This is a genomic window from Brevundimonas denitrificans (assembly GCF_030160755.1).
Classification (GTDB): domain Bacteria; phylum Pseudomonadota; class Alphaproteobacteria; order Caulobacterales; family Caulobacteraceae; genus Brevundimonas; species Brevundimonas denitrificans.
The window spans coordinates 19,718-35,421 of record NZ_BSOY01000023.1; the positions used below are offsets into that span (position 1 = coordinate 19,718).

General features: G+C 68.0%; 15 protein-coding genes. 8 read left to right on the forward strand and 7 right to left on the reverse strand.

Features of this window, described 5'->3' with window-relative positions:
* The first annotated feature begins 8 nt into the window (after positions 1 to 8).
* A complete protein-coding gene (locus QQJ79_RS06830) occupies positions 9 to 1,091 on the forward strand; it encodes a 5-(carboxyamino)imidazole ribonucleotide synthase (protein WP_284222190.1) in 1,083 nt (360 codons plus the stop codon).
* A 512-nt stretch (positions 1,092 to 1,603) separates the two neighbouring features.
* Here QQJ79_RS06830 and QQJ79_RS06835 read toward each other — a convergent pair.
* From QQJ79_RS06835 to QQJ79_RS06845, 3 genes are all read right to left on the reverse strand, one after another.
* A complete protein-coding gene (locus QQJ79_RS06835; protein ID WP_284222176.1) occupies positions 1,604 to 2,521 on the reverse strand; it encodes a hypothetical protein in 918 nt (305 codons plus the stop codon).
* Between the two features lie 40 nt (positions 2,522 to 2,561).
* On the reverse strand, positions 2,562 to 3,422 hold the full coding sequence (locus QQJ79_RS06840; protein WP_284222177.1) for a hypothetical protein: 861 nt from the start codon (positions 3,420 to 3,422) through the stop codon (positions 2,562 to 2,564).
* Positions 3,423 to 3,636: 214 nt separating this feature from the next.
* Positions 3,637 to 4,314, reverse strand: a complete 678-nt coding sequence (locus tag QQJ79_RS06845; protein WP_284222178.1) for a COQ9 family protein — start codon at positions 4,312 to 4,314, stop codon at positions 3,637 to 3,639.
* Positions 4,315 to 4,504: 190 nt separating this feature from the next.
* Between QQJ79_RS06845 and rpsU the strand changes: the two genes are divergently transcribed.
* Positions 4,505 to 4,762: a 30S ribosomal protein S21 gene (rpsU, locus tag QQJ79_RS06850; RefSeq protein WP_056621430.1), complete on the forward strand. Its 258-nt coding sequence runs from the start codon at positions 4,505 to 4,507 to the stop codon at positions 4,760 to 4,762.
* Between the two features lie 122 nt (positions 4,763 to 4,884).
* Here the strand turns inward: rpsU and QQJ79_RS06855 are convergent, their stop codons facing one another.
* The 3 genes from QQJ79_RS06855 to QQJ79_RS06865 form a co-directional block, all read right to left on the reverse strand.
* On the reverse strand, positions 4,885 to 5,355 hold the full coding sequence (locus tag QQJ79_RS06855) for a GyrI-like domain-containing protein (protein ID WP_284222179.1): 471 nt from the start codon (positions 5,353 to 5,355) through the stop codon (positions 4,885 to 4,887).
* A gap of 142 nt (positions 5,356 to 5,497) precedes the next feature.
* Positions 5,498 to 6,886, reverse strand: coding sequence for an ABC transporter permease (locus QQJ79_RS06860; RefSeq protein WP_284222180.1), 1,389 nt, complete (start codon positions 6,884 to 6,886; stop codon positions 5,498 to 5,500).
* Entirely contained in the window at positions 6,883 to 7,845 is a 963-nt protein-coding gene (locus QQJ79_RS06865) for an ABC transporter ATP-binding protein (protein WP_284222181.1), read from the reverse strand. Before QQJ79_RS06865 ends, QQJ79_RS06860 begins: the two co-directional genes overlap by 4 nt.
* Before the next feature lie 145 nt (positions 7,846 to 7,990).
* Here QQJ79_RS06865 and QQJ79_RS06870 point away from each other — a divergent pair, with 145 nt between their 5' ends.
* From QQJ79_RS06870 to phoB, 6 genes are all read left to right on the forward strand, one after another.
* Complete coding sequence (locus tag QQJ79_RS06870; RefSeq protein ID WP_284222182.1) at positions 7,991 to 9,406, forward strand: sensor histidine kinase; 1,416 nt, start codon at positions 7,991 to 7,993, stop codon at positions 9,404 to 9,406.
* Positions 9,407 to 9,543: 137 nt separating this feature from the next.
* The gene (pstC, locus tag QQJ79_RS06875; protein WP_284222183.1) at positions 9,544 to 10,986 is read left to right on the forward strand and encodes a phosphate ABC transporter permease subunit PstC; all 1,443 of its coding nucleotides are present in this window, start codon (positions 9,544 to 9,546) and stop codon (positions 10,984 to 10,986) included.
* A complete protein-coding gene (gene pstA, locus QQJ79_RS06880; RefSeq protein ID WP_284222184.1) occupies positions 10,979 to 12,265 on the forward strand; it encodes a phosphate ABC transporter permease PstA in 1,287 nt (428 codons plus the stop codon). The genes pstC and pstA overlap by 8 nt, the downstream gene beginning before the upstream one ends.
* A 6-nt stretch (positions 12,266 to 12,271) precedes the next feature.
* A complete protein-coding gene (pstB, locus tag QQJ79_RS06885; protein ID WP_284222185.1) occupies positions 12,272 to 13,138 on the forward strand; it encodes a phosphate ABC transporter ATP-binding protein PstB in 867 nt (288 codons plus the stop codon).
* Positions 13,139 to 13,148: 10 nt separating this feature from the next.
* A complete protein-coding gene (phoU, locus tag QQJ79_RS06890; protein ID WP_284222186.1) occupies positions 13,149 to 13,871 on the forward strand; it encodes a phosphate signaling complex protein PhoU in 723 nt (240 codons plus the stop codon).
* 15 nt (positions 13,872 to 13,886) lie between these two features.
* Complete coding sequence (gene phoB / locus QQJ79_RS06895; RefSeq protein WP_284222187.1) at positions 13,887 to 14,576, forward strand: phosphate regulon transcriptional regulator PhoB; 690 nt, start codon at positions 13,887 to 13,889, stop codon at positions 14,574 to 14,576.
* Here the strand turns inward: phoB and QQJ79_RS06900 are convergent.
* Positions 14,521 to 15,438 (reverse strand): hypothetical protein, encoded by a 918-nt coding sequence (locus QQJ79_RS06900; protein WP_284222188.1) that lies wholly within the window; start codon positions 15,436 to 15,438, stop codon positions 14,521 to 14,523. The two genes, phoB and QQJ79_RS06900, sit on opposite strands and share 56 nt — an antisense overlap.
* Positions 15,439 to 15,704: the final 266 nt, after the last annotated feature.

Genomic DNA, 15,704 nt, shown 5'->3' on the forward strand with positions numbered 1-15,704 from the left:
CCGCCCGCATCACGCCCCAGCCCCTGCCCCCCGGTTCGACCCTCGGCATTCTCGGGGGCGGTCAGCTGGGGCGGATGCTGAGTCAGGCCGCCTCGCGGCTCGGCTTCAACGTGGTCATCCTCGATCCGGAAGAGAACAGCCCGGCCGGCCGCGTCTCCCAGGGCCAGATCGTCGCCGCCTATGACAATCCCACGGCCCTGAGCGTGCTGGGCCAGACCTGTCAGGCCGTCACCTTCGAGTTCGAGAACGTCCCCGCCGGCTCGGTCGAGCGGCTGGTCGAGGGCGGCGCCGTCGTCGCCCCCGGCCCCAAGGCGCTGGCCGTGGCCCAGGACCGCGTCGACGAGAAGACCTTCCTCAACAGCGTCGGCGCCCCGACCGTGGCCTTCGCCGCCATCGACACCCTTGAGGACCTGCGTCACGCCGTGGACCGGCTGGGGGTCCCGGTCCTGTTGAAGACCCGGCGCGAGGGCTATGACGGCAAGGGTCAGGTCTGGATCAAGTCGCCCGCCGACGCCCTCAAGGCCTGGACCGTCATCGGCGAACGCCCGGCCATCCTCGAGGCGAGGGCGTCGTTCCAGCGTGAACTGTCGGTGATCTGCGCCCGCGGCCGCGACGGCGCCGTGGCCGTCTATCCGCTGGGCGAGAACATCCACAAGGGCGGCGTCCTCAAGACCACGATCGCCCCCGCGAAGGTCGATGCGAAGACCGAGGCGCGCGCCCACGCCATCGCGGCCGCCATCCTCGAGGGGCTGGACTATGTCGGCGTCATGGGGATCGAGCTGTTCGACCTCGGCGGCGGCCTGCTGCTGGTCAACGAGATAGCGCCGCGCGTCCACAACACCGGCCACTGGACCCAGGACGGCTGCGTCTGCGACCAGTTCGAACAGCACATCCGCGCCGTCGCCGGCTGGCCGCTCGGCCCGACCACCGCCCACGCGCGGGTCGAGATGACCAATCTGCTGGGCGACGATGTGAAGAAATGGGCGGCCCTGTCCGCCAAACCCGACGCCCGCCTGCACCTCTACGGCAAGGCCGAGGCCCGCAAGGGCCGCAAGATGGGCCATGTGAACCGGGTGAAGCCGCTGGTTTGATGGACCGCGCCCGGAGGCCGTCAGGGGGCGAGAGTATCGCTTTTCCCGCGGAAAAATCCGGCGGGCGATTTTCGATTCGCGTCAGCGGGGCCGGTTCGGGCAAGCCGCGCCTGGGGCGGCGTCGGCGGGGTGATGCAAGCTGTCAAAGACCCAGGCCCGGCGGGCGTTTGACCAATATGCACGCGGGGACGTCAGAATCGGACGCAGGCCGCGGATGGACATGGTTTCGCGCCGGCGGGCGGGGGCCGGAAGGTCGTTTCGAGGGTTCAAAGGGGCGAGATTATACGGGGCGAGAATACACTGTTTGGAACACAGGCGGCCGATGGAGTTTTCGACAGGACTGCCACCCGACGGCGACTGACCGTCGTCGCAGGCGTCCGGTTGGGGTGATGAGAGCCACGCCCGCTCGCGCGCCGTTGCGAGCGCGAGAGCGTTTGCGGTCCGCGGACCTGCCGGTGGTTCAGTGTGGCCCCGGACATAGTCTGTGCGCCACGCGCGGGCATACTGTGGGATCAAGTGAAATCAGCAGGACGAACCCCGGTGATAAAGAAAACGCCGTTCGCATTTTTCCACGCATCTGGGACGTCGTCCTTTGTCTGGACTTCCATTTGGTTGACGAATTCGCCCGTGGCCTCCATCCATTTGCCAATGGGGAATTCATCCAATTTGCGTCCAAGGACGATGACGTCGGAGTTTTGGTCGCTTCCCCCCGACGCGAGGTATGCCGTGCGGCTTTGGCCACGACAGACCACTGAAATGGACTCCTCATCGCGCCTGGCAAAGCGCAAGGCTCCGGTGTGCGACACTGAGTTGGAATGCTTGCGCCGACCGAGGCGGGAACTGCTTGATCGCCTGTCAGCTATCACGAGATCCGCCTCGAAATCCCGGAACCTGACCCGCACCCGCTCGCAGCCGGTTCTTTCGGCTGCATCCATCAGGTTTTCCACCCAGTTTACGGCCCCATCGCCGTAGACCAGATCTGCAATTTCGGCCAACGGGCGCTCCTCGACTGTCGGCTCTCGCGTCCGCTGGTTCGTGACTTTCGCCACAAAGCCCCAAGGACCAAACAGAAGAAAATGGGCGAACATGATGACGCCGCTGGTGTCCGCCACAGCGCTGAGAAGGCGCCCGAGCGACACATCACCCATAACGTTTCGAACGTCAGGTGAAGCGAAGGCTGAATAGATCTCGGCGGCCTCGAAAACCAACGGTACGATCAGGGACCCGGCCTTGGGAGACGCCGCCAGTGCAGCGTTGGGGGCCATGCGATCCGGGGTGATATTGTCCCTGCCCGGCCAGAGTCGTTTATGGATCGCGCAGAGGGCCTCCCCTTCAGCTTTCTCAAGCGCGGCCACCATCAGGGACACCCGAGGCCATGGAACGACGTCTGGCCCATCGAAGATGAGGTCTAGCGTGTCATTGACCGGCATCGGCTGACTCCTGTTTTGGCCGCTTCACCATGCCGCTCGATCAGCCCACCGTTCCAGATTGAAGGGCTGCGACGATGGCGGTCCACCAAGTCCCTACCACGTCAGCGAAGGTAGCGATCCGTCCAACAAGGGCCGCTAGGTGGGGTAGGCCGACAACGGTGGTGAGCGTCAATAGGCCTGCCGGGCCACCGATGTCCCACCAAGCGAAGTGGGCACGCCGGCCTTGAGAAATCCGGCGTGAGAAGACAAGTGTCCGATCCTCCAACCTCTGAAGCCGAAGCGCCACACTCTCGAGCCATGGATGCGATTGAAGAGCGTTGCCGAGGGCGGCGTCCGCGTCGCCGCTCTTTGATTTCCAGTCGGATATCGTTGCTACGATCGTGTCCGACATTCGCGACCAGATTTCGCGCCAGTTGCTTTGCCAGTTCGGCGCGCGCTCGGCTATTTTGACCTTCTCGGCAAACGACTTCTCTAGATCAGCAAATTGCGTTGGTAGGTGCTCCGTAGCGGCGTAAAACTGGTGCAGCTTCTGAGCTGCGTCGACCAAGTTCGGCTTGGCGTTGTTCATGTCGCGCTTGATCGAGGTCAACTCCGCCTGCACGCCCTCAAAGGCCTGTTGAAAGCTTTGCGAGTCCAACGCGAAGTCACTGTTGGCCCACTGGGCAAAGCGCAGTTCCTGGACGGCTCCCCAAGCATAGTAGACCGCCGCTCCTAGCAGCAGGCCAAAGGCCAAACTCCGGTCGCCGGGAAGCACCACGCCGCCCAACGATAGCTCTCCCGTACCGAGCGCTACTACCAACGCCGCCGAGGTGATCAGCAACACAGACCGTTTGAGACTACGGAAATGTTCGAGACTCCGAATTTCGAATGAATGGTCGGTCGCGCCAGTCGCTTTTGTCATGCGTTGACCATTTTTGGATCTCCCTTTTCGCCCCGCCAACCGACCGCCAACGCCCCATCCGGCAGGGGCCGCTGTAGCGCCTTCGCTTCGTTTCAAGGCACTCGCATCCAAGTCTCGCGCTCTTCCTCGGGTCGCAGGATCACGGGCATTGCCTTGGGGTGGAATACGACGACTTCAGCGTCAGCGTTGGTGGTGGGGAAGCCGAAAACCTCCGCTACTGAACCTTCGCCCCGTACCGCATCCGGCTCAGCACATCCGTCACCTTCTTCAGCGGCGCGTCGAAATCCTTGCCGGCCTTCCACTTCTCGAAGGCCATGACGTTCTCGATCCGCGCCGCCACGAAGGCCTCCGCCGCCTCGCGGCCGTCGAACCAGCGCATCGTCAGGGCCGGGATCAATATGCCCGACAGGATCGCCCGCTTGGAATAGTGGTTCCAGTCGGTGGCCGTGTCCCCGGCCCAGGTCCACAGGTGGTCGGCGCTCTCCCAGGCCAGCTTCAGCCCCAGATCGGCGTTGGGCGGCAGGGCGAGGAAGGCGGCGCAGCGACGCGTGGCCTCCAGATCGGCCGCGCCGGCCTCCATCCGCGCCGAGACGGCCGCCGCGATTCGCTCGCGCATCTTCAGCGCTTTCGCATCCACCCCGGCCAGCGCAGCCAGCGCCCGGTCGTCATGCCGCCGCGACAGCAGGGCCGCCAGGTCGCGCGCGCCGTTGGGCAGCAGCAGTTCCTCGTCGCCCCGCGACAGGCCGCAGGCCTCGCAGGCGGCCCGCACCATCCGGCTGTTCCAGCCCAGCCGGGGCGCGAGGCCCAGGGCGGCGTCCAGCACGGTCTGCTCCATGCGGTCGGCCCAGTCCCCTTCGGGCGTCTCGTTCGACAGGTGTGGCGCATCGGTCATGGCGACAGCATATGCCCGTCGCGCGGGCGTTTCGACCCTTCAGATTGAAGCGCGACGATCTGGACAGGAGGGGGCTGAACGTGTATCAGCCCGCCTTCATCCGCGGACCCCTGTCCATCGGACCGAGATTTTATTTGTCTGCCCGTCTCCCTTTCGAGGTGCGCGGCGGGCGGCCAAAGGAGAGTTCAACCTGGTACAGATTTTCGTTCGCGATAATAACGTCGATCAAGCGCTCAAGGCCCTCAAGAAGAAAATGCAGCGCGAAGGCAGCTTCCGCGAGATGAAGCGCCACGTGCACTACGAGAAGCCCTCGGAGAAGCGCGCCCGCCAGAAGGCCGAGGCCGTGCGCCGCGCCCGCAAACTGGCCCGCAAGCGCATGCAGCGCGAAGGCCTGCTGCCGCCGCCGAAGCCCCGGGTTCCGGGCGTGGGCGGCCCGAGCCGCGGCTAAACCCCGCTCGACAGCCGAACGAACAGATCAAGGGCCGCCCCGGAAAACCGGAGCGGCCCTTTTCCATGCCGGCGACCGCTCCGCCCGGGCATCGCGGTGGGGAACGGCCGTTCCGGGCGAGGTCAGCCCCCTTGGCGCACCGGCCAGAGGATTTCCGTCCTGATCTGTTCCGGCGGGGTCTCCGGGGGGCTGTGATAGACCTCCCACATGTCCCGGGCGGCGACCAAGCCCTGCGCCTTCATGGCCCCGATCATGGCGTTGTAGGTGCTCCCCACGCTGTCGTAAGGCCCCAGGTGTACAGCCTTCATGGTCGCGCTCGCGGGCGTCTCTCCGATGGACAGGCCGGCGGCGCGCAGCGCCCCGACCTCTTCAGGACGACACGGAAAACCAAGCTGGAAGGTCGTCGACGTCTCGTCGTACTCGACGTAGTGGCACATCGGCATGCCGGCCATCTCCGCCCTGGCCTCTGCGAACAGGGCGCTCAGCCGGCCGAACCCCTCGCCCATGGCCGTGGCGATGCCGGCCATCGGCGTGGTGACGGTGATGTAGGCGAACGGCCCGGGCTTGAGCGTGACAACGGGAAATTCCGGCATGGTCGCCTCCTTTGAGAGAGCGCCAGTCTGCACATGCGGTCCACCGCGCCCCTTGATGCACGTCAAGGAAACGTCGGCGATCCCCGCGGACTGTCGCCCCAATGGCGGCCCGGACGCTTCCCCGGGGCGAGGAAGGGTCGGCTCACTTCCCCCCGCCCCGCGCGGCGCTGACGAAGCTCTTCCAGCTCAGCTTCACGTCCGACAGCGCCCCGGCCCTGAAGGCCCGGCCCGCCACCCAGACCATGAACAGGGCGAAGACAGCCATGCCGGCGATCGCGCCGACCAGTTCGATCATCGGCGGATCCGACGGAAGGCGCGCCATCATCACGAACGGCGTGAAGAACGGCACCATGGACAGGATGCGAATGACGGGCGCGTCCGGCGAGCCGATGGCCATCTGCATGGTGAACATCGGGATGACCAGCACCATCATGATCGGGCCCATCAGGGTCTGGGCGTCACGCGGCGTCTCGCAGAACGAGCCGATGGCGGCGAACAGGACCGCATACATCAGATAGCCGCCGACCATGAAGGCCGCGAAATAGCCGAGCAGGCCGCCGTGCAGCAGCACGTCGCCGATCATCGCCGCCGTGTCCGGGAAGGTCGTCAACAGGCCCGCCGCTCCGATCCCGCCCCAGGCGAGCAGCACCGTCAGCGTCAGCATGGCCACGCCCAGAACCTTGCCGGCCAGGATCTCCGTCGCCGAGGCCGAGGACAGCAGCACCTCGAGGATCTTGTTCGACTTCTCCTCCATCACGCTGTTCAGCAGGATGGAGGCCCCGGTCAGCACCAGCGACCACAGCAGGAATCCGCCGGCCAGACCGATGATCTGGGGCAGCTTGTCGCGGAACGACACCTCGCCCGCCCCCGCCGATTTGGGCGAGAAGGCCTTCACCTCCGGCCGGAACCGCTCGGTGGCGTCGACGACGGCGGGATCAATCCCGGCTGCTTCCAGCACGGACTTGCGGTTGGCCGCCTTCAGGGCGCCGCGGACGAAGTCCTGCACCGTGTCGTCGGTGGCGCGGGCGCTCCAGACGCGGGCCCCCGGCACGCCGTTGACGCGGGTCAGGAAGACGACGGCGTCGAGGCGCTCGGCCTTGGCGACTTCATCGCCGAGATAATGGCGCACGATTTCGTCCTGCGCTTCGCCCGGCGCCGCCGCGGTGATGGCGGTCGGAGGCGCGACGATGCGCATCTTCGGCCGGGACAAAGCCGCGAGCGCATTGCCGGCGGCGCCGCTTCCGGCTGCGCCGGCGGTCTCCTGCGCCTTCTCGGCGGCCTCGCGGGCGTTGGCGGCGCGGCGGTCGGCGTCATCCCTGAGGGCGTCCCGGACCGCGGCGGCCAGGCCCTGGGCCTCGACCCCTTCCTCGATCAGAACGACCTCGCGAACCGGTTCGTTCGACCGCATCAGGATCGGAATGAACCCGCCCAGCACCGCGAACAGCGGGAACGCCAGCAGCGACAGCCAGAAGCCGACGGTCTTGGCATAGGCGCCGTATTCACGGCGCGCGATCAGGAGGATGCGGCTCATCGGACAGCTCCCGGGGCGGTCGGTTTCACCGACTGGTCGATGTCGGGATTGTCGCCGGTCAGGCTGATGAAGGCGTCATGCAGGCTCGGCTCGCGGAGCTCGAACCGGCGAACGTCCAGGCCGCCGAGGAAGGCCGCCTTCAGCGCCTCCTGCCCCCGGCCGCCCTGACCCAGGGCCGCCTTGAGCACGCGTACGCCGTCACGCTCCGAGACCACCTCGACGCCGCTGACGCCCGGCAGGGCCGCGGCCTGGGCCGCCTCGATGGCGCCTTCCAGCTCAAGGAAGCGGCGCGTGGTCGCCTGCGCCTCGGCCACCGTGCCCTCGAACGCCTTTCGCCCCCGCGCCAGCAGCACGACCTTGTCGCACAGCCGCTCGGCGTGCTGCATCACATGGGTGGAGAACAGCACCGTGGCCCCGTCCGCCGCCAGCTGCCGGATGACGGCCTCCAGCCCCTGCTGGTTCACCGGATCAAGGCCCGAGAACGGCTCGTCGAGGATCACGAACTCCGGCCGATGCACCACCGAGGCGATCAGCTGGACCTTCTGGGCCATTCCCTTGGACAGCTCCTTCATCTTCTTGTTCTTCGAGGCGCCCAGCCCCTGGGCGTCCAGCATCTCGCGCGCCCGTCTGCGGCCCTCGCCGGTCGGCAGCCCCTTCAGGGCGCCGAAGAAGGCGATGGCGTCCACCGGCGTCATCTTCTTGTAGAGGCCCCGCTCCTCCGGCAGGAAGCCGATCCGGTCACGCACCTTGCGGCCGTCGTCGGCGCCGAGGATGTCGATGCGTCCCGCGCTCGCGCCCTGCAGCCCCAGGATCATGCGGATGGTCGAGGTCTTGCCGGCCCCGTTCGGGCCCAGGAAGCCGCAGATGGTTCCCTTCTCCACCTGGAAGCTCAGGTCGCGCACGGCCTGGAAGTCGCCGTACCGTTTGCTCACCCCTTCGAGCGTCAACGCCGCCGCCATGATGTCGTCCCTGCCCGTCTCTGTTCCTCCCAGGATTAGGTGTGTAAAGGACGTTTGACAAGCGGTCTCGCACCTCTGGCGCCCCGTTGTCATGATTTCCGTGTCATGTTCGCCGACACGAGTCGCGCGTCCGATGAAAGCGTGAATGCCCTACGAAGTCTCTCCCTCCCCCGTGGCGCCCCGGGCCGGTTCACGCCTGTGGACCGCTGGCGCCAGCACGGGAATCGCCGTCATCGTGCTCGTGGGCCTGGCCGTCTATCAACCCGCCCTGGCGCCGTATCTGCTCGGCGCCGCGGGCCTGATCGGTCTGGCGGCCTGGATCCTGAACCGAACGCCGCCCGCCCCGGCCCCGTCGAACGACCCGGCCGGTCTCGCCCCGTCCCAGGCGGCGCTGGAAACCGAGACGACCTTGCTGGAGAGCGTGTTCGAGGCCCTGGCCGACCCGGTTCTGGTGGTGTCGGGCGGCGAGGCGGACGACATCGCCGGGCGTCGCATCGTCCTGGCCAACGCCGCCGCCCGCGACCTGCTGCGCATCCAGCGCGAAGGCGGCCTGCTGGTCCCGGTGTTGCGCGACCCGGCCGTGCTCGAGGCGGTGGACGAGGCCCTGTTCGGCGGCCTGACCCGCACCACCGACTATGCGGGCATGGGCGCCCAGACGCGGCACTGGCGGGCGGTGACCCAGCCCCTGGCGCAGGCCCGGTCGGGGCCGCTGGCCCTCGTCGTCCTGCGCGACGAGACCGATGTGCGCCGCATGGAGCTGATGCGCGTCGATTTCCTCGCCAACGCCAGCCACGAACTGAAGACCCCGCTAGCCTCCCTGTCCGGCTTCATCGAGACGCTCAAGGGTCACGCCCGCGACGACCCCAAGGCCCGCGATCGCTTTCTCGACATCATGGCCACCCAGGCCGACCGGATGAGCCGGCTGGTCTCCGACCTGCTGTCGCTCAGCCGGATCGAGCTGAACGAACACATCCCGCCGGCCGGCCGGGTCGATCTCGCCCGCGCCGCCGCCGATGTGGTCGATGCGGTCAGCGTGCTGTCCGCCGAACGCAACGTCGTCGTCCGCCTTGACGACCGCGAGACCAGCGCCCCGGTCCATGGCGACCGCGACGAGATTCTCCAGGTGGTCCAGAATCTGGTGGATAACGCCATCAAATACTCTCCCGCCAGCGGAACGGTGGAGATCGTGATCCGGCCCGATATCGCCCTGGATGAAGCCGCCGCCCCCTGGTCCGGCGGCAATCGCGGCGACGGCGCCACCCGGTTGCCGCTGGTCACGCCGGATCGCGAGGCCGGCCAGCGCTACGCCGCCGTCACCGTGCGCGACCACGGCCCGGGCATGGCCCGCGAGCACCTGCCGCGCCTGACCGAGCGATTCTACCGCGTCGAGGGGCAGAAGAGCGGCGAGCGCCAGGGCACCGGCCTCGGGCTCGCCATCGTCAAACACATCGTCAACCGGCACCGCGGCGGGCTGACCGTCGAGAGCGCGCCGGGACAGGGCGCGGCCTTCACCGCCTACTTCCCGCTCGCCCCGCGCCGGGAGGCCGTGACGCCTTCGTGACACAGGACTCCCGCCCGGCCTGTCAGCGTAACAGAACTGTCATGCGGTCGTCGTAATCCGCTGACCATTCAGGGGCAGTTATCGGCGCGGGGCGAACCGGGCGACCGGGCGGCCCGATTCTGCTTTCCCGGACGTCCATGACCTGGCTTTTCCTGCCGATCCTGATCGCCGCAGCCGTCGCCGCCTATGTCGGCGGCCGGGCCCTGGCGCGTCGGCGCGGCCGGTCCCTGCCGGCGGGAGAGCGGTCCCATTCCCGCCCGGGCCAGCACGGCGCCTACGCCCTGATCTGGACCGTGGTTCCGGCCCTGGTCGTGCTGATGGGGGCGTCTGTCTTTTCGCCCAATATCGAGCGGCAACTGACCGCGTCTGGCGCGCCCGAGGCGGTGCAGCAGCTCGAACCTTTCCGCCGCGAGGCCTTCTTCGCGGACGCCCGCGCCGTCGGCGCCGGTCGGCCGGCCGTTCAGATCTGGCCCGCGCCCTATGCCGAACTGCTGCCCACCGAGGGTCAGCGCGCCTCGCGGATCGGCCAGATGCTCGATCTCGGCGCCATCGTCGGAGCCGCCCTCGCCGCGCTGCTCGGCGCCCTGTTCGTCTTCGGCCAGATCCGGCCCGGCATGAGGGCCCGAAACCGCGTCGAAGGCTGGATCGTCGGCCTGCTGTTCGCCTGTTCGGCCGTCGCCGTCCTGACCACGGTCGGGATCATCGCCTCTCTGGTCTATGATTCCCTGCGCTTCTTCTCGACCGTCCCGCTGGCCGAATTCCTGTTCGGAACCCAGTGGAGCCCGCAGACCGCGATCCGCGCCGACCAGGTCGGTTCGACCGGCGCCTTCGGCGCCCTGCCGCTGTTCGTGGGCACCTTCCTGATCATGCTGATCGCCATGGCCGTGGCCGCGCCGGTCGGTCTGTTCTCGGCCATCTATCTGTCGGAGTACGCCGGGCCGATCTTCCGCGCGACGGTCAAGCCGGTGCTGGAAATTCTCGCCGGGGTGCCCACCGTGGTCTACGGCTTCTTCGCCGCCCTGACCGTGGGCCCGGCCTTCCGCGAGTTCTTCAACGGCCTGGGCGCCCTGATGGTCGGCGGGCCGCTGGACGGCCTCGGCCAGTATCTGATGCTGGTGCAGAACCAGATGGCCCTGGTCGCCGGGGCGGTCATGGGCATCATGCTGATCCCCTTCGTCAGCTCCCTGTCGGACGACATCATCAACGCCGTGCCCCAGTCGCTGCGCGACGGCTCCTACGCCATGGGGGCGACGAAGTCGGAGACCGTGAAGCGGGTGCTGCTGCCCGCCGCCCTGCCCGGCGTCGCCGGGGCCATGCTGCTGGCCATGTCGCGGGCCATCGGCGAGACCATGATCGTCACCATGGCCGCCGGCCTCGCCGCCCGCCTGACCCTGAACCCGCTGGACACCGTCACCACCGTCACGGTCCAGATCGTCACCCTGCTGACCGGCGATCAGGAGTTCAACAGCCCCAAGACCCTGTCCGCCTTCGGCCTGGGACTGACCCTGTTCCTCGTCACCCTGGTGCTGAACATCGTCGCCCAGCGCATCGTCCAGACCTACCGGCAGCAGTATGACTGAGACGCCTGTCACGTCCGAAATGCGCGCCGCGCGCCTGCGCGCCGGTCTGAAGCGGCGCTATGCCCGCGAGGGCCGGTTCAGGCTGTACGGCCTTCTCGCCATCGGCGTGGCGGTCGGCTTCCTGCTGCTGCTGCTGGGGCGGATCATCGAACAGGGCCACACGGCCTTCTACACCCACACCGTCACCGTCCCGGTCTATATGGACCCCGCCCGGGTCGACCGCGCCTACCCCCAGGGCACCAATTTCGAACTGCTCGTCGCCGAGCAGCAGCTGGCCCGCATGGGGGTCGCCGACGACGCCCAGGGAACGAAGGCCGCGGCCATGCGCAGTCTGTTCTCATCCGAGCTCAAGTTCGCCGCCGCCGCCCGCATCCAGGGCAATCCGAACCTGGTCGGCCAGACCGTGCCGATCGCGGCCCCGGTGTCCGACGACGCCGACCTGTATTTCAAGCACGAGATTTCGCGCGCCACCCCCGCTGACCAGCGCCGTCTCAGCGACGAACAGATCAGCTGGCTGGACCGGATGAAGGCGTCGGGCCTCGTCGCCACCCACTTCAACAGCGGCCTGTTCACCAAGGGCGATTCCACCGAGCCGGAGCTGGCCGGGGTGCTGGGCGCCGTGGTCGGCTCGGCCCTGATGCTGGTGGTCACCGCCCTGATCGCCATTCCGCTGGGCGTCGGCGCGGCCCTATATCTGGAAGAGTTCGCGCCGCGCGGCCGGATCACCGACCTGATCGAGGTCAATATCAACAACCTCGCCGCCGTGCCGTCGATCATCTACGGCCTGCTGGGCCTGGCCCTGTTCATCAACTGGATGCACCTGCCGCGCGCCAGCCCGCTGGTCGGCGGCCTGGTCCTGGCCCTGATGGCCCTGCCGACCATCATCATCGCCACCCGATCCTCGCTGAAGGCCGTGCCGCCCTCGATCCGCGAGGCCGCCCTGGCCATGGGCGCGTCCAAGACCCAGACGGTGTTCCAGCACACCCTGCCGCTCGCCATGCCCGGCGTGATGACCGGCGCCATCATCTCCATGGCCCACGCCCTGGGGGAGACGGCGCCGCTGCTGCTGATCGGCATGGTCAGTTTCATCCCCGGCATCCCCCACTCCCTCGGCGAGCCGACCGGGGCCCTGCCGTCGCTGGTCTACATCTGGGAGAACGCCTCGGAGCGGGCCTTCCACGAACGGACCGCCGCGGCCATCCTCGTCCTTCTCGCCTTCATGATCGTCATGAACGCCGCCGCCATCTTCCTGCGCCGGCGTTTCGAACGCCGGTGGTAAGCTGATATGAAGTTCAATCTCTTTCGCGCGGCGGACGGAACCGAAGGCGGCGGCTCGCCGGCCGGTCCGCCCGTGATCGCCGCCCCGCCCGTCGTGCACAGCTCCGCGCCGATGGGGCCGACCAAGATCGCCGCCCGCGACGTCTCGGTCTTCTACAGCGGCAAACAGGCGCTGTACGACGTCACGCTGGACATCCCGGACAAGACGGTCACCGCCCTGATCGGCCCGTCAGGCTGCGGCAAGTCGACCTTCCTGCGGACCATGAACCGCATGAACGACACCATTCCGGGCGCCAAGGTCACCGGCCGCATCGAGATGGACGGCGAGGACATCAATGCGAAGTCCGTCGATCCCGTCCTCCTGCGCGCCCGCGTCGGCATGGTGTTCCAGAAGCCGAACCCCTTCCCCAAGACCATCTATGAGAACGTCGCCTACGGGCCGCGCATCCACGGGCTCGCCGCCTCGAAATCCGAACTGGACAGCGTGGTCGAGGCGTCCCTGAAGCGCGCCGGCCTGTGGGAGGAGGTCGCCGACCGCCTGCACTCGCCCGGCACCGGCCTGTCCGGCGGCCAGCAGCAGCGCCTTGTCATCGCCCGCGCCATCGCCGTCGAGCCCGAAGTCATCCTGATGGACGAGCCCTGCTCGGCCCTGGACCCGATCGCCACGGCCAAGATCGAGGAACTGATCGACGAGCTGCGCGAACGCTACTGCATCGTCATCGTCACCCATTCCATGGCCCAGGCCGCCCGGGTCAGCCAGCGCACCGCCTTCTTCCACATGGGGCGGCTGGTCGAGACCGGCGACACCGAAGACATCTTCACCAATCCCCGCGAGCGGCGCACGCTCGACTACATCACCGGCCGTTTCGGCTAGGACCGCCCGCATGCCCCAGCACACCGTCAAGGCCTATGGCGACGAACTCAACCAGTTGACCGCCGAGGTCGCCCGCATGGGCGGTCTGGCCGAGGCCCAGGTCGCCGACGCCGTCGATTCCGTGGCTCGCCGCGACATCGCCCTGGCGCGCGCCGTGGTGGAGCGCGACGCGCGGCTGGACGCCATGCATCGCGATATCGAACGCAAGGCCATTCGCCTGATCGCCCTGCGCCAGCCGGTCGCCTCGGACCTGCGCCGCACCCTGGCCGCGATGAAGCTGGCGGTCGATCTGGAGCGCACCGGCGACCTGGCCAAGAACATCGCCAAGCGCGGCCTGATCCTCGCCGAGGGCGAGCCCATGCCGCCGCTGACCCGCTCGATCGAGCGGATGGGAAAACTGGTCTCCATGCGGCTGCGCGACGTGCTGGACGCCTACGCGGCCGCCGAGATCGACCGCGCCATCGCCGTCTGGAACACCGACGACGAGGTCGACGAGCACTACAACGCCCTTTTCCGCGAGCTGCTGACCTACATGATGGGCGACCCGCGCACGATCACCGCCGGCACCCACCTGCTGTTCATGGCCAAGAACCTGGAGCGGATCGGCGACCACGCCACCAACATCGCCGAGACCATCTACTACGAGATCACCGGCCAGGAGTTCACGGGCGAGCGCCCGCGCTGGAGCCCCGACGCCGCCGAAGCCGCCCCCGAACCGCTGTCACCCGTCTAACCGGAGATTACGCCCGTGCAGCCCTATGTTCTGGTCATGGAAGACGAGGACGCCCTGGCGACCCTCCTGTCCTACAACCTCGAGAAGGAAGGCTACCGCGTCGTGGTGGCTTCGGACGGCGAGGAGGGCATGCTGCAGATCGAGGAGCGCCTGCCCGACCTGGTTCTGCTGGACTGGATGCTGCCGAAGCTGTCGGGGATCGAGGTCTGCCGCCGCATCCGCGGCAAGTCCGAAACCCGCAACATGCCGATCATCATGCTGACCGCGCGGGGCGAGGAAAGCGACCGCATCCGCGGCCTCGACACCGGCGCCGACGACTATCTGACCAAGCCCTTCTCGATGAGCGAGCTGATCGCCCGCATCCGCGCCGTGCTGCGCCGCATCCGCCCGGGCCTGGCCGACGACCGGCTCAATCACGGCGACATCGTCATCGACCGCGTCGCCCACCGCGTCCGCCGCTCCGGCCAAGAAATCCACCTCGGCCCCACCGAGTTCCGCCTGCTCGACCACCTGATGCAGCACCCCGGCCGCGTCTTCAGCCGCGAACAGCTGCTCGACGCCGTCTGGGGCTCTGACGTCTATGTCGAGGCCCGCACCGTCGACGTCCACGTCGGCCGCCTGCGCAAGGCCCTGAACGTAGACGGCACGGTCAACCCGATCCGGACGGTGCGGTCGGCGGGGTATTCCCTGGATCTGGGGGGCTGATCGTCGTTTCCTCGAGCTTGCGCCTCATGCGAAGCTCGATCTCCCTCTGCTGGAGGCTGAACACATCGTCGGGCGTGACGCTGTAAAGCGCTCCGATAAACGCGCGGTCCCAACGGGTCAGGGCCCGGGGCCGGTCGGCGGCGGCCCCATCGAACAATGACAGGATCGTCCGCTGCCCCGCCGTGGAGGGTTCGGCCGGCAGATCGACGAGTGCGACGAAGGCGATATAGGCCGCCAGGGCGTCGAGCGGGGCGGCCGACGCCCGCTGCGCATCCACCACGATGATCGCCTGCTCGATGCCCCGCGCCGTCGACGTCCTGATGCGCGAGTTCGACATACGGGCGAGTTCGGCGGGGAGGCCCTCCGCCAGAATCTCTTCCTCCGGGTCAGGGCCGACCGGACCGGTCCGGGTCACGTGCCGCCACCGGACCGGCCGAGGCGGCCCCAGAAACTGAGTCACCGCGCCTTCCCGTGTCCTGAAAATGCGGTTCCGATTGCTGCGGGCGAATGTCTCGGCGAAGGCGTCGGCGTTCATTGAAATCACGACCGCGACCGTGGGCTCGCAGCCGGAAGCGCCGTGTGGGACGCCGAGAGACCGGAAATTGGCGGTGATCTGTTCCGTCAGCCAGGCGTTCATCTCCGGCGCGGACCCGACCACGCTGATGCAAAGATCGGCGTCCCAGCGCGCGACCTGGCCCTGGTAGCGTCCATGTTCGCCCGGCACGGTCGTTCCACGAACGAAGACGGCGACGGGGTCGCCCGGCGGAGCCCGGACCACCACCTCGGGCAGGGTGGCGGACGGCTGCTGCGAGCCATCCTGTCCGAACAGGAGCGTCAGGGTTAGGATGAACGGCACCACCATGCCGGGAACATCACGCCTGAATCAAGTGTCGAGTCAACCTCCGGTCCGCGCTGGAGCCGTTCGGTCCACGCGCGAAGCTTCACACCGGCGATGAACCCGCTAGGGTCTGGCCTCCCGCCCGACCGGAGTCCGCCCATGCGTCGCCGCACCTTCCTCTCGACCCTGCCCGCCGGAGCCCTGCTGGCCGGAGCGACCGCCGCGACCGCCGGAAGCGCGCCCGCCCCGGCTGCCTCCCGCGCCCGCCAGACCCCGCCGGCCGACCCCTA

Excerpts from the sequence above, each read along its gene's own strand:
- QQJ79_RS06835 (WP_284222176.1), bottom strand. The coding sequence starts at position 2,521 with ATGCCGGTCAATGACACGCTAGACCTCATCTTCGATGGGCCAGACGTC.
- QQJ79_RS06840 (WP_284222177.1), bottom strand. The coding sequence starts at position 3,422 with ATGACAAAAGCGACTGGCGCGACCGACCATTCATTCGAAATTCGGAGT.
- QQJ79_RS06845 (WP_284222178.1), bottom strand. The coding sequence starts at position 4,314 with ATGACCGATGCGCCACACCTGTCGAACGAGACGCCCGAAGGGGACTGG.
- QQJ79_RS06855 (WP_284222179.1), bottom strand. The coding sequence starts at position 5,355 with ATGCCGGAATTTCCCGTTGTCACGCTCAAGCCCGGGCCGTTCGCCTAC.
- QQJ79_RS06860 (WP_284222180.1), bottom strand. The coding sequence starts at position 6,886 with ATGAGCCGCATCCTCCTGATCGCGCGCCGTGAATACGGCGCCTATGCC.
- QQJ79_RS06865 (WP_284222181.1), bottom strand. The coding sequence starts at position 7,845 with ATGGCGGCGGCGTTGACGCTCGAAGGGGTGAGCAAACGGTACGGCGAC.
- QQJ79_RS06870 (WP_284222182.1), top strand. The coding sequence starts at position 7,991 with ATGCCCTACGAAGTCTCTCCCTCCCCCGTGGCGCCCCGGGCCGGTTCA.
- pstC (WP_284222183.1), top strand. The coding sequence starts at position 9,544 with ATGACCTGGCTTTTCCTGCCGATCCTGATCGCCGCAGCCGTCGCCGCC.
- pstA (WP_284222184.1), top strand. The coding sequence starts at position 10,979 with ATGACTGAGACGCCTGTCACGTCCGAAATGCGCGCCGCGCGCCTGCGC.
- pstB (WP_284222185.1), top strand. The coding sequence starts at position 12,272 with ATGAAGTTCAATCTCTTTCGCGCGGCGGACGGAACCGAAGGCGGCGGC.
- phoU (WP_284222186.1), top strand. The coding sequence starts at position 13,149 with ATGCCCCAGCACACCGTCAAGGCCTATGGCGACGAACTCAACCAGTTG.
- QQJ79_RS06900 (WP_284222188.1), bottom strand. The coding sequence starts at position 15,438 with ATGGTGGTGCCGTTCATCCTAACCCTGACGCTCCTGTTCGGACAGGAT.